Annotated in this window: 33 protein-coding genes; 29 read left to right on the top strand and 4 right to left on the bottom strand. The window is 39.8% G+C overall.

Annotated features, from left to right (window positions below; genetic code table 11):
* Positions 1–13: 13 nt before the first annotated feature.
* The 20 genes from rplE to HT734_RS02730 all read left to right on the top strand — a co-directional run bounded on the left by rplE (position 14) and on the right by HT734_RS02730 (position 12,945).
* Positions 14–556, top strand: a complete 543-nt coding sequence (gene rplE / locus HT734_RS02635) for a 50S ribosomal protein L5 (protein ID WP_000013542.1) — start codon at positions 14–16, stop codon at positions 554–556.
* A gap of 17 nt (positions 557–573) precedes the next feature.
* Positions 574–759 (top strand): type Z 30S ribosomal protein S14, encoded by a 186-nt coding sequence (locus HT734_RS02640; RefSeq protein ID WP_001085697.1) that lies wholly within the window; start codon positions 574–576, stop codon positions 757–759.
* Positions 760–1,043: 284 nt separating this feature from the next.
* A complete protein-coding gene (rpsH, locus tag HT734_RS02645) occupies positions 1,044–1,442 on the top strand; it encodes a 30S ribosomal protein S8 (protein ID WP_000245504.1) in 399 nt (132 codons plus the stop codon).
* Between the two features lie 187 nt (positions 1,443–1,629).
* Positions 1,630–2,166: a 50S ribosomal protein L6 gene (rplF, locus tag HT734_RS02650; protein WP_000086639.1), complete on the top strand. Its 537-nt coding sequence runs from the start codon at positions 1,630–1,632 to the stop codon at positions 2,164–2,166.
* Between the two features lie 83 nt (positions 2,167–2,249).
* The gene (gene rplR / locus HT734_RS02655; protein WP_000624044.1) at positions 2,250–2,606 is read left to right on the top strand and encodes a 50S ribosomal protein L18; all 357 of its coding nucleotides are present in this window, start codon (positions 2,250–2,252) and stop codon (positions 2,604–2,606) included.
* Positions 2,607–2,623: 17 nt separating this feature from the next.
* Positions 2,624–3,118, top strand: coding sequence for a 30S ribosomal protein S5 (gene rpsE / locus HT734_RS02660; RefSeq protein ID WP_000874202.1), 495 nt, complete (start codon positions 2,624–2,626; stop codon positions 3,116–3,118).
* Positions 3,119–3,131: 13 nt separating this feature from the next.
* Positions 3,132–3,314, top strand: a complete 183-nt coding sequence (gene rpmD / locus HT734_RS02665; protein WP_000057241.1) for a 50S ribosomal protein L30 — start codon at positions 3,132–3,134, stop codon at positions 3,312–3,314.
* A 144-nt stretch (positions 3,315–3,458) separates the two neighbouring features.
* Entirely contained in the window at positions 3,459–3,899 is a 441-nt protein-coding gene (rplO, locus tag HT734_RS02670; RefSeq protein ID WP_000766087.1) for a 50S ribosomal protein L15, read from the top strand.
* 12 nt (positions 3,900–3,911) lie between these two features.
* Positions 3,912–5,222, top strand: a complete 1,311-nt coding sequence (gene secY, locus HT734_RS02675; RefSeq protein ID WP_061088480.1) for a preprotein translocase subunit SecY — start codon at positions 3,912–3,914, stop codon at positions 5,220–5,222.
* Between the two features lie 149 nt (positions 5,223–5,371).
* Positions 5,372–6,010, top strand: coding sequence for an adenylate kinase (locus HT734_RS02680; protein ID WP_173277636.1), 639 nt, complete (start codon positions 5,372–5,374; stop codon positions 6,008–6,010).
* Positions 6,011–6,126: 116 nt separating this feature from the next.
* Entirely contained in the window at positions 6,127–6,345 is a 219-nt protein-coding gene (gene infA / locus HT734_RS02685) for a translation initiation factor IF-1 (protein WP_001029883.1), read from the top strand.
* A gap of 24 nt (positions 6,346–6,369) precedes the next feature.
* On the top strand, positions 6,370–6,486 hold the full coding sequence (gene rpmJ, locus HT734_RS02690; RefSeq protein ID WP_001808836.1) for a 50S ribosomal protein L36: 117 nt from the start codon (positions 6,370–6,372) through the stop codon (positions 6,484–6,486).
* 17 nt (positions 6,487–6,503) lie between these two features.
* A complete protein-coding gene (gene rpsM / locus HT734_RS02695; protein WP_000090781.1) occupies positions 6,504–6,869 on the top strand; it encodes a 30S ribosomal protein S13 in 366 nt (121 codons plus the stop codon).
* A gap of 17 nt (positions 6,870–6,886) precedes the next feature.
* Positions 6,887–7,270, top strand: coding sequence for a 30S ribosomal protein S11 (rpsK, locus tag HT734_RS02700; RefSeq protein WP_001118385.1), 384 nt, complete (start codon positions 6,887–6,889; stop codon positions 7,268–7,270).
* 42 nt (positions 7,271–7,312) lie between these two features.
* On the top strand, positions 7,313–8,248 hold the full coding sequence (locus HT734_RS02705; RefSeq protein ID WP_000568988.1) for a DNA-directed RNA polymerase subunit alpha: 936 nt from the start codon (positions 7,313–7,315) through the stop codon (positions 8,246–8,248).
* An 11-nt stretch (positions 8,249–8,259) separates the two neighbouring features.
* A complete protein-coding gene (gene rplQ, locus HT734_RS02710; protein ID WP_000331493.1) occupies positions 8,260–8,646 on the top strand; it encodes a 50S ribosomal protein L17 in 387 nt (128 codons plus the stop codon).
* A gap of 264 nt (positions 8,647–8,910) precedes the next feature.
* On the top strand, positions 8,911–9,177 hold the full coding sequence (locus HT734_RS02715) for an ACT domain-containing protein (protein WP_042901716.1): 267 nt from the start codon (positions 8,911–8,913) through the stop codon (positions 9,175–9,177).
* A 9-nt stretch (positions 9,178–9,186) separates the two neighbouring features.
* Positions 9,187–10,524, top strand: a complete 1,338-nt coding sequence (locus HT734_RS02720; RefSeq protein WP_061758914.1) for a PFL family protein — start codon at positions 9,187–9,189, stop codon at positions 10,522–10,524.
* Between the two features lie 17 nt (positions 10,525–10,541).
* The gene (locus HT734_RS02725; RefSeq protein WP_173277634.1) at positions 10,542–12,020 is read left to right on the top strand and encodes an N-acetylmuramoyl-L-alanine amidase family protein; all 1,479 of its coding nucleotides are present in this window, start codon (positions 10,542–10,544) and stop codon (positions 12,018–12,020) included.
* 232 nt (positions 12,021–12,252) lie between these two features.
* A complete protein-coding gene (locus HT734_RS02730) occupies positions 12,253–12,945 on the top strand; it encodes a histidine phosphatase family protein (protein WP_061758912.1) in 693 nt (230 codons plus the stop codon).
* Between the two features lie 102 nt (positions 12,946–13,047).
* On the opposite strand, the gene HT734_RS02735 is transcribed toward HT734_RS02730, so the two are convergent.
* Genes HT734_RS02735 through HT734_RS02745 form a run of 3 tightly spaced genes read right to left on the bottom strand, consistent with a single transcriptional unit; the run spans position 13,048 to position 16,840 of the window.
* Positions 13,048–14,706, bottom strand: a complete 1,659-nt coding sequence (locus tag HT734_RS02735) for an iron ABC transporter permease (RefSeq protein ID WP_061758911.1) — start codon at positions 14,704–14,706, stop codon at positions 13,048–13,050.
* A complete protein-coding gene (locus tag HT734_RS02740; protein ID WP_050244596.1) occupies positions 14,696–15,787 on the bottom strand; it encodes an ABC transporter ATP-binding protein in 1,092 nt (363 codons plus the stop codon). The genes HT734_RS02735 and HT734_RS02740 overlap by 11 nt, the downstream gene beginning before the upstream one ends.
* Positions 15,788–15,799: 12 nt before the next feature.
* Entirely contained in the window at positions 15,800–16,840 is a 1,041-nt protein-coding gene (locus tag HT734_RS02745) for an ABC transporter substrate-binding protein (protein ID WP_173277632.1), read from the bottom strand.
* 319 nt (positions 16,841–17,159) lie between these two features.
* On the opposite strand from HT734_RS02745, the gene leuS reads away from it, so the two are divergent.
* The 7 genes from leuS (at position 17,160) to HT734_RS02780 (ending at position 23,657) form a co-directional block, all read left to right on the top strand.
* Complete coding sequence (gene leuS / locus HT734_RS02750; RefSeq protein ID WP_173277630.1) at positions 17,160–19,661, top strand: leucine--tRNA ligase; 2,502 nt, start codon at positions 17,160–17,162, stop codon at positions 19,659–19,661.
* Between the two features lie 166 nt (positions 19,662–19,827).
* The gene (locus HT734_RS02755; RefSeq protein WP_173277628.1) at positions 19,828–20,694 is read left to right on the top strand and encodes an ABC transporter ATP-binding protein; all 867 of its coding nucleotides are present in this window, start codon (positions 19,828–19,830) and stop codon (positions 20,692–20,694) included.
* On the top strand, positions 20,694–21,536 hold the full coding sequence (locus HT734_RS02760; protein ID WP_173277626.1) for an ABC transporter permease: 843 nt from the start codon (positions 20,694–20,696) through the stop codon (positions 21,534–21,536). Before HT734_RS02755 ends, HT734_RS02760 begins: the two co-directional genes overlap by 1 nt.
* 18 nt (positions 21,537–21,554) lie before the next feature.
* Positions 21,555–22,010 (top strand): LytTR family DNA-binding domain-containing protein, encoded by a 456-nt coding sequence (locus tag HT734_RS02765; protein WP_061758904.1) that lies wholly within the window; start codon positions 21,555–21,557, stop codon positions 22,008–22,010.
* A 9-nt stretch (positions 22,011–22,019) separates the two neighbouring features.
* Complete coding sequence (locus tag HT734_RS02770) at positions 22,020–22,439, top strand: DUF3021 domain-containing protein (RefSeq protein ID WP_061758903.1); 420 nt, start codon at positions 22,020–22,022, stop codon at positions 22,437–22,439.
* A 94-nt stretch (positions 22,440–22,533) separates the two neighbouring features.
* Positions 22,534–23,229 (top strand): GNAT family protein, encoded by a 696-nt coding sequence (locus tag HT734_RS02775; protein WP_061758902.1) that lies wholly within the window; start codon positions 22,534–22,536, stop codon positions 23,227–23,229.
* Between the two features lie 11 nt (positions 23,230–23,240).
* Entirely contained in the window at positions 23,241–23,657 is a 417-nt protein-coding gene (locus tag HT734_RS02780) for a GNAT family N-acetyltransferase (protein WP_057487809.1), read from the top strand.
* A 572-nt stretch (positions 23,658–24,229) separates the two neighbouring features.
* On the opposite strand, the gene HT734_RS02785 is transcribed toward HT734_RS02780, so the two are convergent.
* Complete coding sequence (locus tag HT734_RS02785; protein WP_079114800.1) at positions 24,230–24,322, bottom strand: type I toxin-antitoxin system Fst family toxin; 93 nt, start codon at positions 24,320–24,322, stop codon at positions 24,230–24,232.
* 133 nt (positions 24,323–24,455) lie between these two features.
* Here HT734_RS02785 and ruvB point away from each other — a divergent pair, with 133 nt between their 5' ends.
* Positions 24,456–25,454 (top strand): Holliday junction branch migration DNA helicase RuvB, encoded by a 999-nt coding sequence (ruvB, locus tag HT734_RS02790; protein WP_079114808.1) that lies wholly within the window; start codon positions 24,456–24,458, stop codon positions 25,452–25,454.
* Entirely contained in the window at positions 25,435–26,007 is a 573-nt protein-coding gene (locus HT734_RS02795; RefSeq protein WP_061758900.1) for a nucleotidyltransferase family protein, read from the top strand. The genes ruvB and HT734_RS02795 overlap by 20 nt, the downstream gene beginning before the upstream one ends.
* Positions 26,008–26,203 lie beyond the last annotated feature (196 nt).

Here is a 26,203-nt window from a genome sequence, read left to right on the forward strand (position 1 = left end):
AAGGAGAAGTATAATGGCAAATCGTTTAAAAGAAAAATATCTTAATGAAGTAGTTCCTGCTTTGACAGAACAATTCAACTACTCATCAGTGATGGCTGTGCCTAAAGTAGATAAGATCGTTTTGAACATGGGTGTTGGTGAAGCTGTATCAAACGCTAAAAGCCTTGAAAAAGCTGCGGAAGAATTGGCACTTATCTCAGGTCAAAAACCACTTATCACTAAAGCTAAAAAATCAATCGCCGGCTTCCGTCTTCGTGAAGGTGTTGCGATCGGTGCAAAAGTTACCCTTCGTGGTGAACGTATGTACGAATTCTTGGATAAATTGGTTTCAGTTTCACTTCCACGTGTACGTGACTTCCACGGTGTTCCAACAAAATCATTTGATGGACGCGGAAACTACACACTTGGTGTGAAAGAACAATTGATCTTCCCAGAAATCAACTTCGATGACGTTGACAAAACTCGTGGTCTTGACATCGTTATCGTAACAACTGCTAACACTGACGAAGAGTCACGTGCATTGCTTACAGGCCTTGGAATGCCTTTTGCAAAATAATATAGGAGGTAAATCTAATGGCTAAAAAATCAATGATTGCTAAGAACAAACGTCCAGCGAAGTTCTCTACTCAAGCTTATACTCGTTGTGAAAAATGTGGTCGTCCACATTCAGTTTACCGCAAATTTAAACTTTGCCGTGTTTGCTTCCGTGAATTAGCTTACAAAGGACAAATTCCTGGTGTAACAAAAGCATCTTGGTAATTTAAGATATCAAGGGCGTCAAAACTCTAAGTGAAAATAGGAAACTTGGCGAAGAAACTGAAGTTTCTAGGAAAGTTTATCTTTTTCACACAGAGTTTAGCCCGGGTTCAGTTGGGGGTTCCAATTTGAACACGAGCTACAGCTTTGGCAAAAAAGGCCAATTTTCTTTGGAGCATCGCTCCTGCATCAAATTGCCTATTTTTGCTCTTGCTGTTACGCTTTTTGTATCATGTATTAACTAGCAAGTGCAACTTGCAAACTACTAGTAAGAGGAGAAAAACAAAATGGTTATGACTGACCCAATCGCAGACTTCCTAACTCGTATTCGTAACGCTAACCAAGCTAAACACGAAGTACTTGAAGTACCTGCATCAAATATCAAAAAAGGGATTGCTGAAATCCTTAAACGCGAAGGTTTTGTAAAAAACGTTGAAATCATCGAAGATGACAAACAAGGCATCATCCGTGTATTCCTTAAATACGGACCAAACGGTGAAAAAGTTATCACTAACTTGAAACGTGTTTCTAAACCAGGACTTCGTGTCTACAAAAAACGTGAAGACCTTCCAAAAGTTCTTAACGGACTTGGAATTGCTATCCTTTCAACTTCGGAAGGTTTGCTTACTGATAAAGAAGCACGCCAAAAGAATGTTGGTGGGGAAGTTATCGCTTACGTTTGGTAATATTTAGCTCCCAATTTCTTTGTGACTCTTCGTTATCTTCTCTTGCCTAACCCAAAGTTAAGCCTGCGAGACGATGCCTAGATTCACTTTGAAATTGAAACCTAAATGTTCCTTTAAATCGAGAAATCGATTGAACCCCGTGAAAACTGGCCGTTCTGGCCTGACAATTTAACAGGAGAAAATAAACATGTCACGTATTGGTAATAAAGTTATCGTGTTGCCTGCTGGTGTTGAACTCACTAACAATGACAACGTTGTAACTGTAAAAGGACCTAAAGGAGAACTTACTCGTGAGTTCTCAAAAGATATTGAAATCCGTGTGGAAGGTACTGAAGTAACTCTTCACCGTCCAAACGATTCAAAAGAAATGAAAACTATCCACGGAACTACTCGTGCTCTTTTGAACAACATGGTTGTTGGTGTATCAGAAGGATTCAAGAAAGAACTTGAAATGCGCGGGGTTGGTTACCGTGCACAACTTCAAGGATCTAAACTTGTTTTGGCTGTTGGTAAATCTCATCCAGACGAAGTTGAAGCTCCAGAAGGAATTACTTTTGAACTTCCAAACCCAACAACAATCATTGTTAGCGGAATTTCAAAAGAAGTAGTTGGTCAAACAGCTGCTTACGTACGTAGCCTTCGTTCACCAGAACCATATAAAGGTAAAGGTATCCGTTACGTTGGTGAATTCGTTCGCCGTAAAGAAGGTAAAACAGGTAAATAATGTTGAGTGGTTGATTCTCAACCACCAACCTATTTTCCAACTTTGTGCATAGCACACGATTTAAAACTAAAGAGGTGAAAACTGTGATTTCAAAACCAGATAAAAACAAACTCCGCCAAAAACGCCACCGTCGCGTTCGCGGAAAACTCTCTGGAACTGCTGATCGCCCACGTTTGAACGTATTCCGTTCTAATACAGGCATCTACGCTCAAGTGATTGATGACGTAGCGGGTGTAACGCTCGCAAGTGCTTCAACTCTTGACAAAGAAGTTTCAAAAGGAACTAAAACTGAACAAGCCGTTGCTGTCGGTAAACTCGTTGCAGAACGTGCAAACGCTAAAGGTATTTCAGAAGTGGTGTTCGACCGCGGTGGATATCTATATCACGGACGTGTGAAAGCTTTGGCTGATGCAGCTCGTGAAAACGGATTGAAATTCTAATAGGAGGACACTAGAAAATGGCATTTAAAGACAATGCAGTTGAATTAGAAGAACGCGTAGTTGCTGTCAACCGTGTTACAAAAGTTGTTAAAGGTGGACGTCGTCTTCGTTTCGCAGCTCTTGTTGTTGTTGGTGACCACAACGGTCGCGTAGGATTTGGTACTGGTAAAGCTCAAGAAGTTCCAGAAGCAATCCGTAAAGCAGTAGATGATGCTAAGAAAAACTTGATCGAAGTTCCTATGGTTGGAACAACAATCCCACACGAAGTTCTTTCAGAATTCGGTGGAGCTAAAGTATTGTTGAAACCTGCTGTAGAAGGTTCTGGAGTTGCCGCTGGTGGTGCAGTTCGTGCCGTTGTGGAATTGGCAGGTGTGGCAGATATTACATCTAAATCACTTGGTTCTAACACTCCAATCAACATTGTTCGTGCAACTGTTGAAGGTTTGAAACAATTGAAACGCGCTGAAGAAGTTGCTGCCCTTCGTGGTATTTCAGTTTCTGATTTGGCATAAGAAAGGGGATAAAATGGCTCAAATTAAAATTACTTTGACTAAGTCTCCAATCGGACGCATTCCATCACAACGTAAAACTGTTGTAGCACTTGGACTTGGCAAATTGAACAGCTCTGTTATTAAAGAAGATAACGCTGCTATCCGTGGTATGATCACAGCAGTATCTCACTTGGTAACAGTTGAAGAAGTAAACTAATGAATTTTTAGGGGATGTGCACTATACCATCCCCTAAAACTAGATATAGTCATCTATGATGACGTCGTATAGGCGAGTTGATGGGGGAGACAACCTTTTCTCCCTTATCGGCGCTAGCATTTTACAAAAGAGGAGAAAATAAAAATGAAACTTCATGAATTGAAACCTGCAGAAGGTTCTCGTAAAGTACGTAACCGCGTTGGTCGTGGTACTTCATCAGGTAACGGTAAAACATCTGGTCGTGGTCAAAAAGGTCAAAAAGCTCGTAGCGGTGGCGGAGTTCGCCTTGGTTTTGAAGGTGGACAAACTCCATTGTTCCGTCGTCTTCCAAAACGTGGATTCACTAACATCAACGCTAAAGAATACGCAATTGTGAACCTTGACCAATTGAACGTCTTTGAAGATGGTGCTGAAGTTACTCCAGTTGTTCTTATCGAAGCAGGAATTGTTAAAGCTGAAAAATCAGGTATTAAAATTCTTGGTAACGGTGAGTTGACTAAGAAATTGACTGTGAAAGCAGCTAAATTCTCTAAATCAGCTGAAGAAGCTATCACTGCTAAAGGTGGTTCAGTAGAAGTCATCTAAGAGAGGTGACCTATGTTTTTTAAATTATTAAGAGAAGCTCTTAAAGTCAAGCAGGTTCGATCAAAAATTTTATTTACAATTTTTATTGTTTTGGTCTTTCGTATCGGAACTAGCATTACAGTTCCCGGTGTGAATGCCAATAGCTTGAATGCTTTAAGTGGATTATCCTTCTTAAACATGTTGAGCTTGGTGTCAGGGAATGCCATGAAAAACTTTTCAGTTTTTGCTCTTGGTGTCAGTCCCTACATTACGGCCTCTATCGTTGTACAACTCTTGCAAATGGATATTTTACCCAAATTTGTAGAGTGGGGTAAACAAGGGGAAGTAGGTCGAAGAAAATTGAATCAAGCTACTCGTTATATTGCTCTTGTTTTAGCTTTTGTGCAATCTATCGGGATTACAGCTGGTTTTAATACTTTGGCTGGAGCTCAATTGTTGAAAACAGCTCTTACTCCACAAGTCTTTATCATGATTGGTATCATCTTAACAGCTGGTAGCATGATTGTTACTTGGTTGGGAGAGCAAATTACAGATAAGGGATACGGAAATGGTGTTTCTATGATTATCTTTGCCGGGATTGTTTCCTCAATCCCAGAGATGATTCAGGGCATCTATGTGGACTACTTTGTGAACGTCCCAAGTGACCGTATCAACTCATCTATTATTTTTGTAATCATTTTGATTATTACTGTATTGTTGATCATTTACTTTACAACTTATGTTCAACAAGCAGAATACAAAATTCCAATCCAATATACTAAGGTTGCACAAGGTGCTCCATCTAGCTCTTACCTTCCTTTGAAGGTCAACCCTGCTGGAGTTATCCCTGTTATCTTCGCAAGTTCGATTACTGCGGCGCCAGCAGCTATTCTACAGTTTTTAAGCGCTACAGGTCATGATTGGGCTTGGGTAAGAACAGCACAAGAAATGCTGGCAACAACTTCACCAACTGGTATCGCCATGTATGCTTTATTGATCATTCTCTTTACATTCTTCTATACGTTTGTACAGATTAATCCTGAAAAAGCGGCAGAGAACCTACAAAAGAGTGGTGCCTATATCCACGGAGTTCGTCCTGGTAAAGGTACAGAAGAATATATGTCTAAACTTCTTCGTCGTCTTGCAACTGTTGGTTCCCTCTTCCTTGGTGTGATTTCTATTTTACCGATTGTAGCAAAAGATGTTTTCGGGCTTTCAGAAGCAGTTGCTTTTGGAGGAACCAGTCTTTTGATCATTATCTCTACAGGTATTGAAGGAATCAAACAATTGGAAGGATACTTATTGAAACGTAAGTATGTTGGTTTCATGGATAGAACAGAATAAAAGCATTTACGGAATCAGTAAATGCTGAGGGAGTGGAGGTTTGACTCTAACATTAGTGAGAGTTTGGTCTCCCCTCTTCTATTTTGTTTTTAAATAGGGGTGAAAAGACTTTTTGCTTCTATTTAAAAATAAAATAAGGAGATCAAATCATGAATCTTTTGATTATGGGCTTACCTGGTGCAGGTAAGGGAACTCAAGCAGCAAAAATCGTAGAACAATTCCATGTTGCACATATCTCAACAGGTGATATGTTCCGCGCTGCTATGGCAAATCAAACTGAAATGGGTGTTCTTGCTAAGTCATACATTGACAAGGGTGAATTGGTTCCTGACGAAGTTACAAATGGAATCGTAAAAGAACGTCTTTCACAAGATGATATTAAAGAAACAGGATTCTTGTTGGATGGTTACCCACGTACAATTGAACAAGCTCATGCTTTGGACAAAACATTGGCTGAACTTGGCATTGAACTAGAAGGTGTTATCAATATTGAAGTGAATCCTGACAGTCTCTTGGAACGTTTGAGTGGTCGTATCATCCATCGCGTAACTGGAGAAACTTTCCACAAGGTCTTTAACCCACCAGTTGACTGTAAAGAAGAAGATTACTACCAACGTGAAGATGATAAGCCTGAGACAGTAAAACGTCGTTTGGATGTGAATATTGCTCAAGGGGAACCAATCATTGCTCACTACCGTGCCAAAGGTTTGGTTCATGACATCGAAGGTAATCAAGATATCAATGATGTCTTCTCAGATATCGAAAAAGTATTGACAAATTTGAAATAAAGCGCTTTTCACACTTGCAAAAATCAGCTACAAATGTTATACTGAGATAGTCTGACTTATAATTGTTGTCTCTGTGTCTAGAGGCATCGAATCGAAATTTATGGAGGTGCTTTTGCGTGGCAAAAGACGATGTGATTGAAGTTGAAGGCAAAGTAGTTGATACAATGCCGAATGCAATGTTTACGGTTGAACTTGAAAATGGACATCAGATTTTAGCAACAGTTTCTGGTAAAATTCGTAAAAACTATATTCGTATTTTAGCGGGAGATCGTGTTACTGTCGAAATGAGTCCATATGACTTGACACGTGGACGTATCACTTACCGCTTTAAATAATCGAAAAACTTGGAGGGATAAGAAATGAAAGTAAGACCATCGGTCAAACCAATTTGCGAATACTGTAAAGTTATTCGTCGTAATGGTCGTGTTATGGTAATTTGCCCAGCAAATCCAAAACACAAACAACGTCAAGGATAAGATAGAAAGGAGAAAACATGGCTCGTATTGCTGGAGTTGACATTCCAAATGACAAACGCGTAGTAATCTCATTGACTTATGTTTATGGTATCGGACTTGCAACATCTAAGAAAATTTTGGCTGCTGCTGGAATCTCAGAAGATGTTCGTGTACGTGATCTTACATCAGATCAAGAAGATGCTATCCGTCGTGAAGTGGATGCAATCAAAGTTGAAGGTGACCTTCGTCGTGAAGTAAACTTGAACATCAAACGTTTGATGGAAATCGGTTCATACCGTGGTATCCGTCACCGTCGTGGACTTCCTGTCCGTGGACAAAACACTAAAAACAACGCTCGCACTCGTAAAGGTAAAGCTGTTGCGATCGCTGGTAAGAAAAAATAATATAGGAGGTAAAAGTCTTGGCTAAACCAACACGTAAACGTCGTGTGAAAAAGAATATCGAATCTGGTATTGCTCATATTCACGCTACATTTAATAACACTATTGTTATGATTACTGATGTGCATGGTAATGCAATTGCTTGGTCATCAGCTGGTGCTCTTGGTTTCAAAGGTTCTCGTAAATCTACACCATTCGCTGCTCAAATGGCTTCTGAAGCTGCTGCTAAATCTGCACAAGAACACGGTCTTAAATCAGTTGAAGTTACTGTAAAAGGTCCAGGTTCTGGTCGTGAGTCAGCTATTCGTGCGCTTGCTGCCGCTGGTCTTGAAGTAACAGCAATTCGTGATGTGACTCCAGTGCCACACAATGGTGCTCGTCCTCCAAAACGTCGCCGTGTATAATCATCGCATTACACTGCTTTTCGTTTAAGAGGGAGTAACTAAATGATCGAGTTTGAAAAACCAAATATAACAAAAATTGATGAAAATAAAGATTATGGCAAGTTTGTAATCGAACCACTTGAACGTGGCTACGGTACAACTCTTGGTAACTCTCTTCGTCGTGTACTTCTAGCTTCTCTACCAGGAGCAGCTGTGACATCTATTAACATTGATGGTGTGTTACATGAGTTTGACACAGTTCCAGGTGTTCGTGAAGACGTGATGCAAATCATTCTGAACATTAAAGGAATTGCAGTGAAATCGTACGTTGAAGACGAAAAAATCATCGAACTGGATGTTGAAGGTCCTGCTGAAGTAACAGCTGGTGACATTTTGACAGATAGCGATATTGAAATTGTAAATCCAGATCATTATCTCTTTACAATCGGTGAAGGTTCTTCTCTAAAAGCGACTATGACTGTTAACAGTGGTCGTGGATATGTACCTGCAGATGAAAATAAAAAGGATAATGCACCAGTTGGGACACTTGCTGTAGATTCTATTTATACACCAGTTACCAAAGTCAACTATCAAGTTGAACCTGCTCGTGTAGGTAGCAATGATGGATTTGACAAACTAACCCTTGAAATCTTGACAAATGGAACAATTATTCCAGAAGATGCTTTAGGGCTTTCAGCACGTATTTTGACAGAACATCTTGATTTGTTTACAAATCTTACTGAGATTGCTAAGTCAACTGAAGTGATGAAAGAAGCTGATACTGAATCTGACGACCGTATTTTGGATCGTACGATTGAGGAACTGGACTTGTCTGTGCGTTCATACAACTGTTTGAAACGTGCCGGTATCAATACTGTGCATGATTTGACAGAAAAATCTGAAGCAGAGATGATGAAAGTACGAAATCTTGGACGCAAGAGTTTGGAAGAAGTGAAACTCAAACTCATTGATTTGGGTCTTGGATTAAAAGATAAATAAAGGAGGAATACATGGCTTACCGTAAACTAGGACGCACTAGCTCACAACGTAAAGCAATGCTTCGCGATTTGACAACTGACCTTTTGATCAACGAATCAATCGTGACAACTGAAGCTCGTGCTAAAGAAATCCGTAAAACTGTTGAAAAAATGATTACTCTAGGTAAACGTGGTGATTTGCATGCACGTCGTCAAGCAGCTGCTTTCGTACGTAATGAAATCGCATCTGAAAACTATGATGAAGCAACTGATAAGTACACTTCTACTACAGCACTTCAAAAATTGTTCTCAGAAATCGCACCTCGTTATGCTGAACGTAACGGTGGATACACTCGTATCCTTAAAACTGAACCACGTCGTGGTGATGCAGCGCCAATGGCGATCATCGAATTAGTATAAAATCATCAATTTTGTTGAGTGTTATGATGATGGAGTCTTGTGCTCTTAGTCTAGCTCTGGTCTACCGCTAGGATTTCGGTCCTAGCGGGAACACTCATCATAAGTTGGGATAGTAGACGCTTGTTTACGAAATTGTTTTTTGTTTAAGAACAACTTCGTAAGCAGGCGTTTTTGAGTATTTTAGTTAGAATTATGCTATACTATTTGAAAAGAATCCTGTTTAATGTTCAGGTTTCCTATTTTAAGAAGAATTGGAGTTTGCTTATGAAAGCGATTATAACGGTTGTTGGTAAAGATAAATCTGGAATTGTTGCAGGTGTTTCTGGTAAAATTGCAGAATTGGGTTTGAATATTGATGATATCTCTCAAACTGTTTTGGATGAATATTTTACGATGATGGCTGTCGTCTCTAGTGATAAAAAGCAGGATTTTACTTATCTGCGAAATGAGTTTGAAACTTTTGGGCAAACTTTGAATGTGAAAATTAATATTCAGAGTGCGGCGATTTTCGAAGCTATGTATAATATCTAGGAGGTTATCATGGATATTAGACAAGTTACTGAAACCATCGCCATGATTGAGGAGCAAAATTTCGATATTAGAACCATTACCATGGGGATTTCCCTTTTGGACTGTATAGATCCAGATATCAATCGTGCTGCGGAGAAAATTTATCAAAAGATTACGACTAAGGCAGCTAACTTAGTAGCTGTTGGTGATGAAATTGCAGCGGAGTTGGGAATTCCTATCGTTAATAAGCGTGTATCGGTGACACCTATTTCTCTGATAGGGGCAGCGACAGATGCGACGGACTACGTAGTTCTGGCAAAAGCGCTTGATAAGGCTGCGAAAGAGATTGGAGTGGATTTTATTGGTGGTTTCTCTGCCTTGGTACAAAAAGGTTATCAAAAGGGGGATGAGATTCTCATCAATTCCATTCCTCGCGCTTTGGCTGAAACGGACAAGGTCTGCTCGTCAGTCAATATCGGCTCAACCAAGTCTGGTATCAATATGACGGCTGTGGCAGATATGGGACGTATTATCAAGGAAACGGCTAATCTATCAGATATGGGAGCGGCCAAGTTGGTTATATTTGCTAATGCTGTTGAGGACAATCCATTCATGGCGGGTGCCTTTCATGGTATTGGAGAAGCAGATGTTATCATCAATGTCGGAGTTTCTGGTCCTGGTGTGGTGAAACGTGCCTTGGAAAAAGTTCGTGGACAGAGCTTTGATGTAGTAGCCGAAACAGTTAAGAAGACTGCCTTCAAGATCACTCGGATCGGTCAATTGGTTGGTCAGATGGCTAGTGAGAGACTGGGTGTGGAGTTTGGTATTGTGGACTTGAGTTTGGCGCCAACTCCTGCGGTTGGAGATTCTGTTGCACGTGTCCTTGAAGAAATGGGGCTAGAAACAGTTGGTACGCATGGAACGACGGCTGCCTTGGCTCTCTTGAACGACCAAGTTAAGAAGGGAGGAGTTATGGCCTGCAACCAAGTTGGTGGTTTATCTGGTGCCTTTATCCCTGTTTCTGAGGATGAGGGAATGATTGCTGCAGTGCAAAATGGCTCTCTTAATTTGGAAAAACTAGAAGCTATGACGGCTATCTGTTCCGTTGGTTTGGATATGATTGCTATCCCAGAAGATACTCCTGCTGAAACCATTGCGGCCATGATTGCAGATGAGGCTGCAATTGGTGTCATTAACATGAAAACAACAGCTGTTCGTATCATTCCAAAAGGAAAAGAAGGCGATATGATTGAGTTTGGTGGCCTATTAGGAACTGCGCCTGTTATGAAGGTCAATGGAGCTTCGTCTGTCGATTTCATCTCTCGTGGAGGACAAATCCCAGCACCAATCCATAGTTTTAAAAATTAAGAAAATAGGAGAAATTGATGAAAAAAGAAATGAAACATGCTTTAGTAGCTTTAGGACTGTCGACTTTACTAGTCCCAAGTTTTGCCAATCAAGTAGTTTATGCGCAAGAAGAAAGCCATGAAACTGTAACTCAGGTAACTTTAGAATTTTTTAAAAATGAAGTAGAGCAAGCTAAAAAATCTTATAAAGAGTTTTTAAGTAAGAATAAAGAAAAATTATTAAATGAAGCGGATCAAGTAGACTGGAGCATCCTTTCTTTTTCTCAGGATGATATAAAAACAATTAAGAATAATGCTATAGAAAGACTTAATAAAGAATACCAATCTTTTTTAGAAGAGATAGAAGGAGTGGAAAAAGAAGCATTAGAGACTTCAAAGGATTTTCAAGGTGCTGTAAATAGATTACATGATTCTATGAGTTACCGTATTAACACAAATTTTGATTCTAGTTATAGAATTAAAAGAGAGGCTCTAGAGCTAATTATATTAAAGAAAAAGGAAAAACTAATTCCTAAAATAAAGGAAAACCAATATTATACAGCAAGAGAAAAAGAAAATGTGTTAAAAAGTATCGAATCCCCAATTGATTTTAAACAATATTATCCTGAGGGTGATAGAGATGGAAATATGACAGTAAATCAATATTTAAAAACCTTGGTTCCTGTTGCATCAAATGATTTTCGTATCTATATCGTACTTCCTAGAGAGAAAAATATTAGAGAAATTAAAGCGGTTGCTTTTATTGAGAAAACAGCGATTAGTAGTGATGATTCTCTTTCTAAATCTGATAAACTCGCTTTATTGAATAATGTTGAGGATATATTAGAAGAGGGATTAGCAAAAATTGGGGACCACTCTTATGGTTATATTCCTGATAATGGAACTGATTTTGATAAGATGTTATCCCCTGAAGAGTTATCTGTATTTACTAAGCGTATCGAAGATGTTTACCAAGGAAAAGCTAAGCCTAAGGTGACAAAAGAAGAGGCTATTCAAGCAGTTTCTACTGGGACTTCAACCTCATCTTCATCTCAATCTACCGTTACTGCTAAAGAAGATACTAAGAAAGCTCATCAAGCAAGTAAGTGGTTTAAAGAGTCTGGCAAATGGTACTATAATGACCTTTCGGGTAATCTTGTAAGAAACCGTTGGGTAGGACGTTATTATCTAAAAGCAGATGCTTCAATGGCTGCGAGTGAATGGATTTATGATGAAGATTATAAGAGCTGGTTTTATGTAGATTCAACTGGTAGTTATGTGGAGAAAGCTTGGCAGGGCGAATACTACCTAAAACGTGGCGGTTACATGGCTAAGAGTGAGTGGGTATTTGATTCTCAGTATGATAGTTGGTATTATCTGAACCAAGATGGTAAGTACGCTCGTAACCAATGGATTAAGGATGGGGATAAGTGGTATTACTTGTTAGCTGATGGAAAATTAGCAAAAAATATGACCATTAACGGTTATAAAGTAAATGAAAAAGGTGAATGGGTATAATTTTTTAAGTTCTATTTAAGGTTAGCTGTGTATACTATAATCATTAAATAAAGACCTCCTAATATTATTTGAAACAGATAACACTGATTTAGTTTGAATTTGATTTTCATCTAATATCTTTATTTAATAGAACTCCTAAACTTTTTCATAATAATCTCCTGCAAAAGTCGCCTGTCTGGGTGGCTTTTGTTTTATCATCCATGATATAATAGAAGCAAACGGAGGACGGAAAATGGTAAAAGTACGATTGTATTTGGTACGTCATGGCAAGACTATGTTTAACACGATTGGTCGCGCGCAAGGTTGGAGCGATACTCCTTTAACAGCTGAAGGTGAGAGAGGGATTCAAGAATTAGGAATCGGTTTGCGCGAATCTGGTCTACAGTTTGAGCGTGCTTATTCGAGTGATTCTGGTCGCACCATTCAGACCATGGGAATTATCCTTGATGAACTTGGCTTGCAGGGGAAAATCCCTTATCGCATGGACAAGCGTATCAGAGAATGGTGTTTCGGTAGTTTTGATGGAGCCTACGATGGCGATCTTTTCATGGGCATTATTCCTCGTATCTTTAATGTGGACCATGTTCACCAATTATCTTATGCTGAACTGGCTGAGGGCTTAGTAGAGGTCGATACAGCTGGTTGGGCTGAAGGTTGGGAAAAACTCAGTGGCCGAATCAAGGAAGGTTTTGAAGCGATTGCCAAAGAAATGGAAGAACAGGGTGGAGGCAACGCCCTTGTTGTCAGCCACGGAATGACCATTGGAACCATTGTTTATCTGATCAATGGTATGCATCCGCATGGTCTCGATAATGGTAGCGTGACGATTATTGAATATGAGGACGGCCAGTTTAGCGTTGAGGTTGTCGGCGACCGTAGTTACCGAGAACTAGGACGGGAGAAGATGGAAGAAGCCTCTATTTAATCAGTCTAGACTTGCTTGCTATGAAATAGGGATTTGATAGGAATATCAAGATAAGAAAAAACAGCCGAGGGTAATCCTTTCGGCTGTTTTTGATGGGGAAAACTAAAGTGTAATGCTATTGCTTTTAGAGATTTTCATAAACAAGAGCAAGGAACCTACTGTTAGAACAGTCAGGATAGTTGACAAGGCTGCGGCTACACCGTAATTCCCTCTGAGAACCTCTGTATAAATAGCTACAGTCATTGTTCTTGTTTTGACATTGTAGAGGAGGATAGAAGTAGAGAGTTCTGAAATCATTGTGACCCAAGATAGGATAGCTCCAGAAATAATACCAGATAGCATCATTGGAGTTGTAATCTTGGCAAAGGTATTGAGACGGCTACTTCCTAAGCTTTCAGCAGCTTCTTCAATACTTGGGGCTATTTGTTGCAAGCTAGCAACAGATGAGCGAATAGTATAAGGCAATCTTCTGACAGATAGGGACATAATCAAGATGAAAGCTGTCCCTGTAATCATAAGAAATCCACTTCCAAATAGACCAGTATTGAAGGAAGAAATGAAGGCAATCCCTAGAACGGTTCCTGGTACAATATAAGGTACCATACTGAGGCTGTCAATTAAGTTTGTAAACAAATTCCGTTTTCTAACGGCTAGGTAGGAGATAAATGTTGCAAATAGGACAACTAGAACTAAGGCAATCAAAGGGATACGAATGGTATTGAAAATAGCAGATCCCATACGATTGAAAGCTACCTTGTAACTGTTTAGAGAATAGCCTTTGACAAATACCATACCTGATGTTTTTAGGAAAGAAGTATAAATCAAGTAGACTTGAGGTAGAACAGAGAACAAGATAATTCCGTAGACTGTTGCATAAATGGCAGCCATTTTTCCTTTTGTAGTTTTTTTAGGTTCAATTGGGTGGAGCGAATTCATACTGAAACTGTAGCGGTTTGAGATGTATTTTTGGATAAGGAAAATCGCCAAGGCAATGATAATCGCCATAATTGCTAAAGCAGATGCAAAAGCAGAATTTCCTCCAACCTCGCTAATAAATTGGGTATAAATCAGGACAGGGAAAGTCCGGTATCCTTCACCAATCAACATAGGCGTTCCAAAGTCTGAGAATGCTCTCATAAATACAAGCAGGGCAGCAGCTAGTAAGGTTGGAACTAGGAGAGGTAAAACAACCGTTACGATACGCTTAAATCCGAAGGACCCCATGCTTTCAGCAGCTTCAAGTAGAGAATTGTCAATACTTTTCATTGTCCCAGCAACGTATAGAAATACCAGTGGGAATAGTTGCAGAGTAAAGACAAGTACAATTCCTTTGAATCCATAAATATCGATAGCTGGAAGCTGAAGGGTATTTGTCAGGAATTTAGTAATGACCCCATTTCGTCCCAGCAAGAGAATCCAGGAGTAGGCTCCCACGAAAGGAGCTGACATGGAAGCAATGATAATCAATATTTGTAAAAATTTCTTTCCCTTGAAGTCATACATGGAAAAGAGATAAGCTAATAGGGTTCCTACGACTAAGGAAGTGATAGTAGCGGTAATGGAAACCTTGAAACTGTTGACGAGTGTCTCAGAGTAGTAGGCTTTACTAAAGAAAGTGACGAAATTAGCTAGTGAAAATTGTCCTTCATGTATAAGTGCTTGCTTGAGCACGGTAACGATAGGATAAACCAGAAAGACAAGATAGGTAAGAAAGATGAAGAAAGAGGAGGCTGTCCAAATATTTAGTTTTTTACGTTCCATGGTTGACTCCTTTTATCAGGTTTTGGGAACCATCTGCAGAAAAGACGTTTAATTTTTGGGTATTGATTCGTAGACGAATACGATCGCCTTTTTGTAGATCTTCTTCAAAAGTTGATTCTTCGCTAACTTGAATTTTTGAGGCAAATCCTGTTTCGATGAAGTATTCAGTATTCAGTCCAAGATAGACGCTATCGCTAATAATTCCTTCAATATCTCCAGATTCATCTTTAATGAATTCTTCAGGACGAATACTTACATGAATGGCTTGTGCTTCAGCCTGATCAAGAGCTGGCATTCGAAGAGCATAGCCATCTGAAAAGACGATATAAGCGCCGTCGCTCCGTTTTTCAAGATTGGCAGGGATAATATTTGTGCGTCCGATAAAGGTTGCTACAAACTCATTAGCTGGTTTATGATAGAGTTCTTTTGGCCGACCGATTTGTTGGATTACTCCGTCTTTCATAACAGCAATTTGGTCTGAAATAGCCATAGCTTCTTCTTGGTCGTGGGTCACATAAACAGTTGTAATTCCCACTTCGTGTTGGATTTCTCGAATGGCTTGACGCATATCCAAGCGGAGTTTGGCATCCAGATTACTAAGTGGCTCGTCCATGAGGAGAACACTTGGATTAACCGCTAAGGCACGTGCCAAGGCGACACGTTGTTGTTGTCCACCACTGAGTTTATCGGGCTTTCGGTCTGCATATTGAGCAATTTGCATGAGTTCAAGATATTTATTGGTTTGTTGAATCAATTCTTCTTTTGGAACTTTCTTTTGCTTAAGACCAAAAGCAACATTGTCTCGGACAGTCAAATGTGGGAAAATAGCGTAGTTTTGGAAAACCATCCCGATATTGCGTTTGCTGGGTTCCATATTATTGATTTTTGTATCATCGAAGTAAAATTCTCCACCTTCGATACTGTTGAAACCTGCAATCATACGAAGAAGAGTCGTTTTTCCACATCCTGAAGGTCCAAGAAGGGTAAAGAGACTTCCTTTTGGAATTGTAATGTTCAAATTCTCAATAACAGGGACATCGTGGTAGATTTTTTTGGCGTTAATAATTTTGATCTCACTCATAGTGAACCTCTTTTACTGTTTAGATTGGATATCTGTAAAAATGTCATTGTACTTTTTAAGAATAGTGGATTTATTTTTAATGACATAATCTGAATCTTCGGTGGCAATTTTGATTTCTGTCATAGCCTTCATATTTTTATTGGTTTTAGCATTTTTACGAATAGGTCTGATTGTAGTTTCAGTTCCTAGCTTATCTTGGATTTCTTGAGAAAGGATGAAATCGATAAATTTCTTAGCGTTTTCCATGTGTTTGGCGTTTTTGACGATGGCCGCGTTACCAGGTAAAAAGACGGTTCCTTCTTTTGGATAAATGACTTTTACATCAACTCCATCATTTAAGAGTTTTAAGGCAGGGTCTTCATAGGTGAGTCCAACAGCCATTTCCCCATCGGCGACAGCTTTGTAAACATTTGAAGAGCTAGATGCAATTTTTCCATCTACTAGGGTAAATAGATTTTTCACATAGGTCCAAGCTTGTTCATTTTCGTATCCACCTTGGTCTACAAGCATGTTTGTTAGTTGTGCAAAGGCGCTAGAAGCATTACTTGGATCAGCAGTAGCGATTTTTCCTTTTAATTTAGGATTGAGTAAATCATTGTAACCTTCAATTTTAATATCTTTTGTAAGAGCTGAATTGGCAATGATGACACTGACATCAAGTGTATAAGGCGTGTAGAATCCAGCTTTATTTTGATATTCAGGGATTATCTGGTCGTTTTCTTGGGAAATATAAGGTTCAAAAAGTTTTTCGTTAGAAGAGAAGAGGGCATAGGAGCCTCCGAAAATGACATCGGCTACTGGGGATTCTTTTTCGGCCTCAGCTTTTTTGAACAATTCACCCGTGCTGGCTTGTACTAAATCAACCTTAATACCATATTTTTCTTCGAAGGCAGGGATTGTCTCTTCGATAAGGTCTTCAGGGTTAGGCGAATAGATAACCAAAGCATTATCCGAATCTGTTTCAGTGTTAGTTTCCGCTTCTGTTGTTGAAGAACATCCAGATAAAGTAAGAAATATCCATCCACAAGAGAGAAAGAATAGTAGTTTTTTCATAAGAATCTCCTTTTTTACGAACGTTTTCACTCTACAATTTGGTAAACATTTATAATTTGCAGAGTTCTATAGGATATAATAAAAACCTTAAAGAAATCTAAAACGGGGAATATGAGTCAAAGGCGCTAGGAGAAAAAGATGGAAGAGACAAATAATCGATATAAGTTAATTTCAAGTACTAGCTAATTTTTTATACTGCTAAATAAGTTGGATTTGCTATTCGAACTTTCTTACCATCCAAGACCAAAAGAACATTTCTCGTCTTTCAAATTCCTCCAAAAATGGTATAATAGTAACATCACAAAATTGGAGAGAGACCATGAGTTTTTACAATCATAAAGAAATTGAGCCTAAGTGGCAGGGCTACTGGGCAGAACATCATACCTTTAAGACAGGGACAGATGCATCAAAACCTAAGTTTTATGCGCTTGACATGTTCCCTTATCCGTCTGGAGCGGGTCTGCACGTAGGACACCCAGAAGGTTATACTGCAACCGATATCCTCAGCCGTTACAAACGTGCGCAAGGCTACAATGTTCTTCACCCAATGGGTTGGGATGCTTTTGGTTTGCCTGCAGAGCAATACGCTATGGATACGGGGAATGACCCAGCAGAATTTACAGCGGAAAATATTGCCAACTTTAAACGCCAAATCAATGCGCTTGGATTTTCTTACGACTGGGATCGTGAAGTCAATACAACAGATCCAAACTATTACAAGTGGACTCAGTGGATTTTCACCAAGCTTTACGAAAAAGGCTTGGCCTATGAAGCGGAAGTGCCAGTAAACTGGGTTGAGGAGCTAGGAACTGCCATCGCTAACGAAGAAGTTCTTCCTGACGGAACATCTGAGCGTGGAGGCTATCCAGTTGTCCGCAAACCAATGCGCCAATGGATGCTTAAAATCACGGCCTACGCGGAGCGTCTGCTTAATGACTTAGATGAACTTGACTGGCCAGAGTCCATCAAGGACATGCAACGCAACTGGATTGGGAAATCAACTGGTGCAAATGTAACTTTCAAAGTTAAGGGAACAGATAAGGAATTCACTGTCTTTACCACTCGTCCTGATACCCTTTTCGGTGCGACTTTCACAGTCTTGGCTCCTGAGCATGAATTGGTTGACGCTATTACAAGCACAGAGCAAGCAGAAGCAGTAGCAGACTACAAACACCAAGCCAGTCTGAAATCAGACCTGGCTCGTACAGACCTTGCCAAAGAAAAAACAGGTGTCTGGACAGGTGCTTATGCCATCAACCCTGTCAATGGCAAGGAAATTCCAATCTGGATTGCGGACTATGTTCTTGCTAGTTATGGAACAGGTGCCGTTATGGCTGTGCCTGCCCATGACCAACGTGACTGGGAATTTGCCAAACAATTTGACCTTCCAATCGTCAAAGTACTTGAAGGTGGAAACGTTGAAGAAGCTGCCTACACAGAAGATGGCCTTCACGTTAATTCAGACTTCCTAGATGGACTCAACAAAGAAGACGCTATTGCCAAGATTGTAACTTGGTTGGAAGAAAAAGGCTGTGGACAAGAGAAGGTTACCTACCGTCTCCGCGACTGGCTCTTTAGCCGTCAACGTTACTGGGGTGAGCCAATTCCTATCATTCATTGGGAAGACGGAACTTCAACAGCTGTCCCTGAAAGTGAATTGCCACTTGTCTTGCCTGTAACTAAGGACATCCGTCCTTCAGGTACTGGTGAAAGTCCACTAGCTAACTTGACAGATTGGCTTGAAGTGACTCGTGAAGATGGTGTCAAAGGTCGTCGTGAAACCAACACCATGCCACAATGGGCAGGTTCAAGCTGGTACTACCTCCGCTATATCGATCCACACAATACTGAGAAATTGGCTGATGAGGACCTTCTCAAACAATGGTTGCCAGTAGATATCTACGTTGGTGGTGCAGAGCATGCCGTTCTTCACTTGCTTTACGCTCGTTTCTGGCACAAATTCCTCTATGACCTCGGTGTTGTTCCAACTAAGGAACCATTCCAAAAACTCTTTAATCAAGGGATGATTTTGGGAACAAGCTACCGTGACCACCGTGGGGCTCTTGTGGCAACCGATAAGGTTGAAAAACGTGACGGTTCTTTCTTCCATGTGGAAACAGGAGAAGAGTTGGAGCAAGCACCAGCTAAGATGTCTAAATCGCTCAAGAACGTTGTTAATCCAGACGACGTGGTGGAACAATACGGTGCTGACACCCTTCGTGTCTATGAAATGTTCATGGGGCCACTTGATGCTTCGATTGCTTGGTCAGAAGAAGGTCTGGAAGGAAGCCGTAAGTTCCTTGACCGTGTTTACCGTTTGATTACAAGTAAGGAAATTGTTTCAGAAAACAATGGCGCTCTCGACAAGGTTTATAATGAAACGGTTAAAGCTGTTACTGAGCAAATTGAGTCCCTCAAATTCAACACAGCTATTGCCCAACTTATGGTCTTTGTCAATGCAGCTAACAAGGAAGACAAGCTCTATGTTGACTATGCCAAAGGATTTATCCAATTGATTGCTCCATTTGCACCTCACTTGGCAGAAGAACTTTGGCAAACTGTTGCAGCAACAGGTGAATCCATCTCTTACGTAGCTTGGCCAACATGGGACGAAAGTAAACTAGTTGAAGACGAAATCGAAATCGTCGTTCAAATCAAAGGAAAAGTCCGTGCTAAACTCATGGTCGCAAAAGACCTATCACGCGAAGAGTTGCAAGAAGTAGCTCTGGCTGACGAAAAAGTCAAAGCAGAAATTGACGGTAAGGACATCGTGAAAGTAATTGCGGTACCGAATAAATTGGTTAACATTGTTGTGAAATAAGATAGGAATCCTTCAGAGTAGAATCTGGAGGATTTTTTGAATGAAAAATATAATTCTGTTTCCATCATCTCACCACTTAACCTCTCATTTTAACCACTTATCTCAAAAGTCGATTTTTCTTTCATACTTTTTGTTAAACTGGTTAGGTAAAGAGGAGGAAATAAATATGATTTTACAAGCTAAACATTTGACTAAATGGTACGGCGATCATATGGCTGTTGACGATATTCAGTTAGAGTTTGAAAAAGGGAGTTTTAATGCTATTTTGGGTCCCAATGGTGCAGGGAAATCAACCACCATTTCCATGTTAATCGGTTTGAAAAAGCCGACAAAAGGTCAGATTCGATATGCGCCAAATACGAAAATAGGAGTTGTTTTTCAAGCTAGTGTACTGGATGAGATGTTGACGGTTAGAGAAAATCTTACGATTCGTGCTCAACAGTATAAGGAGATTGCAGCAAGTCGTATGGATGATTTGATCCATCAACTGGGTTTGACTGCTTTCCAGAAGCAACTATATGGGACTTTGTCAGGTGGGCAAAAACGTCGGGTTGATATTGCGCGTGCTCTTCTTTCACAGCCAGACATTCTTTTCTTAGATGAACCAACGACAGGTCTAGATATTCAGACTCGCAAAGCCATTTGGGATTTATTGTCTCGACTACAAAAGGATGAAGGGATGACTATTATCTTAACGACTCATTATCTGGATGAAGCGGATGAAGCGGATCAGATTTATATCGTTGATCATGGGAAAGTGATTGCGCAAGGTTCTGCGACGGCTATTAAAAGTCAGTATGCATCTAATATTCTAAAAATTCGTTTTAAAGAAATGAAGGGTTTAGAAAAGTTGCTACAGACTGGAATGACAGTAAAGGAAGAAAATGAGTTGGAATATCTTTTTTATCCAGGGACATCACTGGAAGCTATTGAATATTTGGCAAAAGTACGAGAAGAAATTGATTCTTTTGAGTTTCGTCCAGGTACCATGGATGATGCCTTTATTGCACTTACAGGAAGAGAGGTTCGGTAATGTTAGCTTTATTGAAACGGAATTTTATCTTATATTTTCGTAATCGTTCAGGAGTATTTTTCTCATTATTGGGGGCATTGATTTCCTTCCTCCTTTATATCATTTTTTTGCAGAAGAACTTGACGGATGCTTGGTCCCAACTCCCTGATAATACGAACCTTTTAAATAACTGGCTGATGGGTGGGACCTTGGCTGTGACTGGGATTACAACCAGTTTTACGGCTCTTACACAAATGGTACAGGATCGTGAAAATCAAGTGGATCAAGATCTCTTCTTGACAGATTTAGGTATCTGGGGTTTACAGATGTCCTATCTAATCAGTAGTATTGCCATTTCTTTTGTTATGCAGGTGTTTATGTTTGCTGTTATGGGGCTTTATTTTAAAGAAAGTCCAGTTATCAGTCATTTACCGGAAATTACTTTGATTATGTTGTTAAGTAGTCTGCTTTCAAGTTTGATAAATATTCTCTTGATTTATCGTTTTCAATCTGTAGATAGTCTTGGCAAACTGGCAACTATAGTGGGAACTGCTTCTGGATTTTTAGTAGGAACTTATGTCCCTATTGGAGTTTTACCTGATTTTGCACAGATTATCATGAAGTGTACCCCTGCAGCTTATATTGCTTCTCTTTATCGACAAATTTTAATGAAAGAACCATTAGAGACCGCATTTACAGGAAATAGCAGATTGTTAAAGGAATTTCAAGAAAAAATGGGAATCCAAATCAACTGGCAAGAACTATTGACAAAGGAAGAGACATACTTTATAGTGGTTAGTATCAGTTTCGTCGCTATTCTTCTTTGGCTTTTATTTGTTAAAGTGTTTAGCAGGAGAAAATAAAAGTATATTGGAGAGAAAATGAAGATTCGTTTTGAAATGAAGACAGAGTTTTCAGAAAAGGACCCACAGATTGTAATTCAGGCAGCTCAGTTAACTGACCAAGCAAGGGAAATCATGGAGTATTTAGAACAATTTTCAACGACCAATCAGGTGACCATTCCTATTCGAACGGATGATCATCTGGTTATGGTGAAAATTGAGGATCTTATTCTAGCAGATATCGATAAGAACTTGTTGACCATTTATACGGTAGACGGGATTTATAAAACTAAGGAAACATTGACAAACTTTCAGAATCGGATTAATCGGCGTAACTTTATACAGATATCACGCCATTCAATTATAAACATTGACCACTTAGAATCGTTATCAGATGGTTTTTCAGGGAATATGATGGCTAAAATGACTCGGGGCATCAAATCTAGTGTGAGTCGGAAATACGTTAAGTCCTTAATGAATTATCTAGGTTTATAGGAGAAAATCATGAAACGATTAATTGATTATTTTGTATCGGGAATGCGTACGGCTTCCTTCTTTTATTTGAGTATGATGTTATTAGCTCAGTGTTATCCAAGCATTACCTATCCTGAACCAATGACAAAAAATATTCTAGCTCTGTTTTTAATGGGTGGAATTATGGGGGTATTGACTTTAATACTTGAAAAGCTAGAGTTTCTTGCTTTTAGTATACGTGTAGGAGTTCATTTATTAGTGACGGCTACTATCTTAGTATTGACCTCTCTATTTTTTGGTTGGGGTTCAGCCTTGTGGAGTCCCTTGATTTGGTTCTTTTTCTTGTTAATTTATGGATTGATATGGTTGTATCAAGTCTGGCAAACTCACAAACTCACCCAACGAATTAATCAAGCCTTAGAGGATAAAAGACAGAAAACGGGTCACTAATATAGTGTTGAGGATGAAGTTTGAAGACAGTGCCAGTTTCCAAAGAGAACAATTTGTGATATAGTATTTTCAGCGTAAAACAAGGAGAAGAAAAATGCCAGTAAATGAATATGGTCAAATGATTGGGGAGTCAATGGAAGGTTATACACCAGGTGAATTGCCTTCTATTGATTTCTTAGAAGGGCGTTATGCTAGGATAGAGGCTCTATCGGTAGAAAAGCATGCGGAGGATTTATTAGCTGTTTATGGCCCTGATACGCCTCGGGAAATGTGGACCTACCTCTTTCAGGAACCAGTGGCAGACAGAGAGGAACTGGTTACTCTTTTAAATCAGATGATGGCTCGTAAGGACCGTTTTTACTATGCCATCATAGACAAGGCAACTGGTAAGGCTTTGGGAACTTTTTCTCTCATGCGCATTGACCAGAATAACCGAATAATAGAAGTGGGAACTGTCACTTTTTCTCCAAAACTCAGGGGGACACGGATAGGGACAGAAGCCCAGTATCTATTGGCTTGCTATGTCTTTGATGAGCTTAACTATCGTCGCTATGAATGGAAATGCGATGCTCTTAACATGCCATCAAGACGAGCTGCGGAGCGTTTGGGATTTGTCTACGAAGGAACCTTCCGTCAGGCAGTGGTTTATAAGGGGCGTACGAGGGATACGGATTGGTTGTCTATGATTGATAAGGACTGGCTTCAAGTCAAAGCTCGATTGGAAGCATGGTTGGATCCTGAAAATTTTGATAAAAATGGACGACAGCACAAGAGCTTGAGAGAGCTTTAAGAGGTGTCGAGATGATTACTATTAAAAAGCAAGAAATCGTCAAGCTCGAGGATGTTTTGCATCTCTATCAGGCTGTCGGTTGGACAAATTATACAAATCAACCTCAGATGCTGGAGCAAGCCTTGTCTCATTCATTAGTAATTTATCTGGCACTTGATGGTGATGCTGTGGTGGGCTTGATTCGTTTGGTTGGAGATGGATTCTCATCAGTATTGGTTCAGGATTTAATTGTTTTACCAATCTATCAGCGTCAAGGGATTGGTAGTGCCCTAATGAAAGAGGCTTTAGAGGATTACAAAGATGCCTATCAAGTCCAGCTGGTGACAGAAGAGACAGAAAAAAACGTGGGATTTTATCGTTCTTTGGGTTTTGAAGTCTTATCCACCTATGATTGTATAGGAATGACTTGGGTGAATCGAGAAAAATAACAAAACTTGTTTTTTCTTAAGCAAAGTTTAAGGATGGTCTAGTATCATATAGTCATTAAATAAAGACCTCCTAACTTTATTTAATGAAATCCTAAAACTTTTTTTCATCATAATCTCCTAATGAAGTCACCCAATCAGGTGGCTTTTTTGTGGGATGAGGTGATGGTAATAGAAATTTTTTGAAAAATGGTAGAATTTGAGAAAAGTTAAGCTAGTTTTAAGCTTCGTCTTGTATCATATAGTTATTAAATAAAGACCTCCTAACTTTATTTAATAAAATCCTAAACTTTTCTTTTTCATAATAATCTCCCTTAACTCCACCCAATCAGGTGGAGTTTTTTGGCTCTATTTCAGGCTTTTGGGGACTATTCTAAAAATCATGTTCCGATAACTTTCGCAATCTTGAACGTCTTGTTGCACAGCGGTTAAAGCTTGCGAAGCCGAGAATATAAATCTTTGACAAATTTTGTGAACTATGGGATAATAAAAAGGAATTGAGTACTAGTTCTATATCATAGGCTAGAAAAGACCCCAAGCTAACTTCCACATTAAGCTTAGGGTCTTTTTTGACACTATTTGTCCTCGTTTAGCCATTTATCGACTAATCGAAGAACGACACCGACCGCAATTGGTCCGATGATAGTTTTGAGTACTAATTCCATCATGGGCTATCTTACCTCCTTTCGTAGGCGGTGTAGAAGTGCTGTATAATATTATACAACATAAGTGCTAAACTCAGGAGTCACCCAATCGGGTGGCTTTTTTGTTTGTGGCTTGGATTTTTGCTATAATAGAGCCATGAGTAGAATTTTAGATAATGAGATAATGGGGGATGAGGAGTTAGTAGAACGCACGCTCCGTCCTCAGTACTTACGTGAATATATTGGGCAGGACAAGGTCAAGGACCAGCTACAAATCTTTATTGAAGCTGCCAAAATGCGGGATGAAGCTCTGGATCATGTCCTCTTATTTGGACCTCCAGGCTTGGGAAAAACGACCATGGCTTTTGTTATTGCCAACGAACTAGGTGTCAATCTCAAGCAGACTTCGGGTCCAGTCATTGAAAAAGCTGGTGATTTGGTAGCGATTTTGAATGACTTAGAGCCTGGGGATGTCCTTTTTATTGATGAGATTCATCGCTTGCCCATGTCGGTGGAAGAGGTGCTTTATAGTGCCATGGAGGACTTCTACATTGATATCATGATTGGGGCTGGTGAAGGTAGTCGCAGTGTTCATTTGGAGTTACCACCTTTTACCTTGATTGGTGCGACGACTCGGGCTGGTATGCTCTCAAATCCACTACGGGCACGTTTTGGGATTACGGGGCATATGGAGTATTATGCCCATGCTGACTTGACAGAAATTGTCGAGCGGACGGCAGATATTTTTGAGATGGAAATCACTCATGAGGCAGCATCTGAGTTGGCCCTACGTAGTCGTGGGACCCCTCGTATTGCCAATCGTCTCCTCAAGCGCGTGCGCGATTTTGCCCAGATTATGGGGGATGGGGTTATCGATGATATTATTACCGATAAGGCTTTGACCATGCTGGATGTTGACCATGAAGGTCTGGACTATGTGGACCAGAAAATCCTTCGGACCATGATTGAGATGTACGGTGGTGGTCCTGTTGGTCTAGGAACTCTTTCTGTGAATATCGCCGAAGAGCGTGAGACAGTTGAAGACATGTATGAACCTTACTTAATCCAAAAAGGTTTTATCATGCGGACACGGTCTGGACGGGTGGCGACTGCTAAGGCATATGAGCACTTAGGTTATGAATACAATGAAAAATGAGCAAGAAATTCTGGAGGCTTTTAGAGAAAATCCGGATATGATGGCTATTTTGACTATCATCCGAGACCTTGGTCTGAAAGACTCGTGGTTGGCAGCAGGTTCTGTCAGAAATTTCATCTGGAATCTCTTGTCAGATAAATCACCTTTTGATTGTGAAACAGATGTAGATGTGATTTTCTTTGATTCGGATATTTCTTATGAGGAAACCTTGTATCTAGAGAAAAAGTTGAGAGAGGATTTTCCTCAGTACCAGTGGGAATTGAAAAATCAAGTCTATATGCACCTGCATAGCCCTCATACTGCTCCCTATATCAGTTCCAGTGATGCTATGAGTAAGTATCCAGAACGGTGTACGGCAGTTGTACTGCGCTTGAATGAAGAATCCGATTTTGAACTCTATGCACCTTATGGTTTGGAGGATATTTTGAATTTTCAAGTTCGTCCAACTCCTCATTTTTTAGAGAATGAAGACCGAATGGAACTCTATCAAACACGTTTATCCAAGAAAAATTGGCAGGAGAAATGGAAAAATTTGATTTTTAAAAATACTTAAGGAAACTTTAAGCTAGGAAGTGTATACTAAGTCCATAAGTTAAGAAGATCTTAACTTAAACTCCTAAAACTTTTTCATAATAATCTCCCTATAAAAATAGAGTCGCCCAATCAGGCGGCTTATTTTTTTGAAAAATGGGCTTAGTGCCTGAGAATAAATAGCTTAGTGATAGAAGAAAATGGGGAAATATGGTATA

The organism is Streptococcus sp. k-90 (genome assembly GCF_013277565.1).
In the GTDB taxonomy this organism is placed as follows: Bacteria; Bacillota; Bacilli; order Lactobacillales; family Streptococcaceae; genus Streptococcus.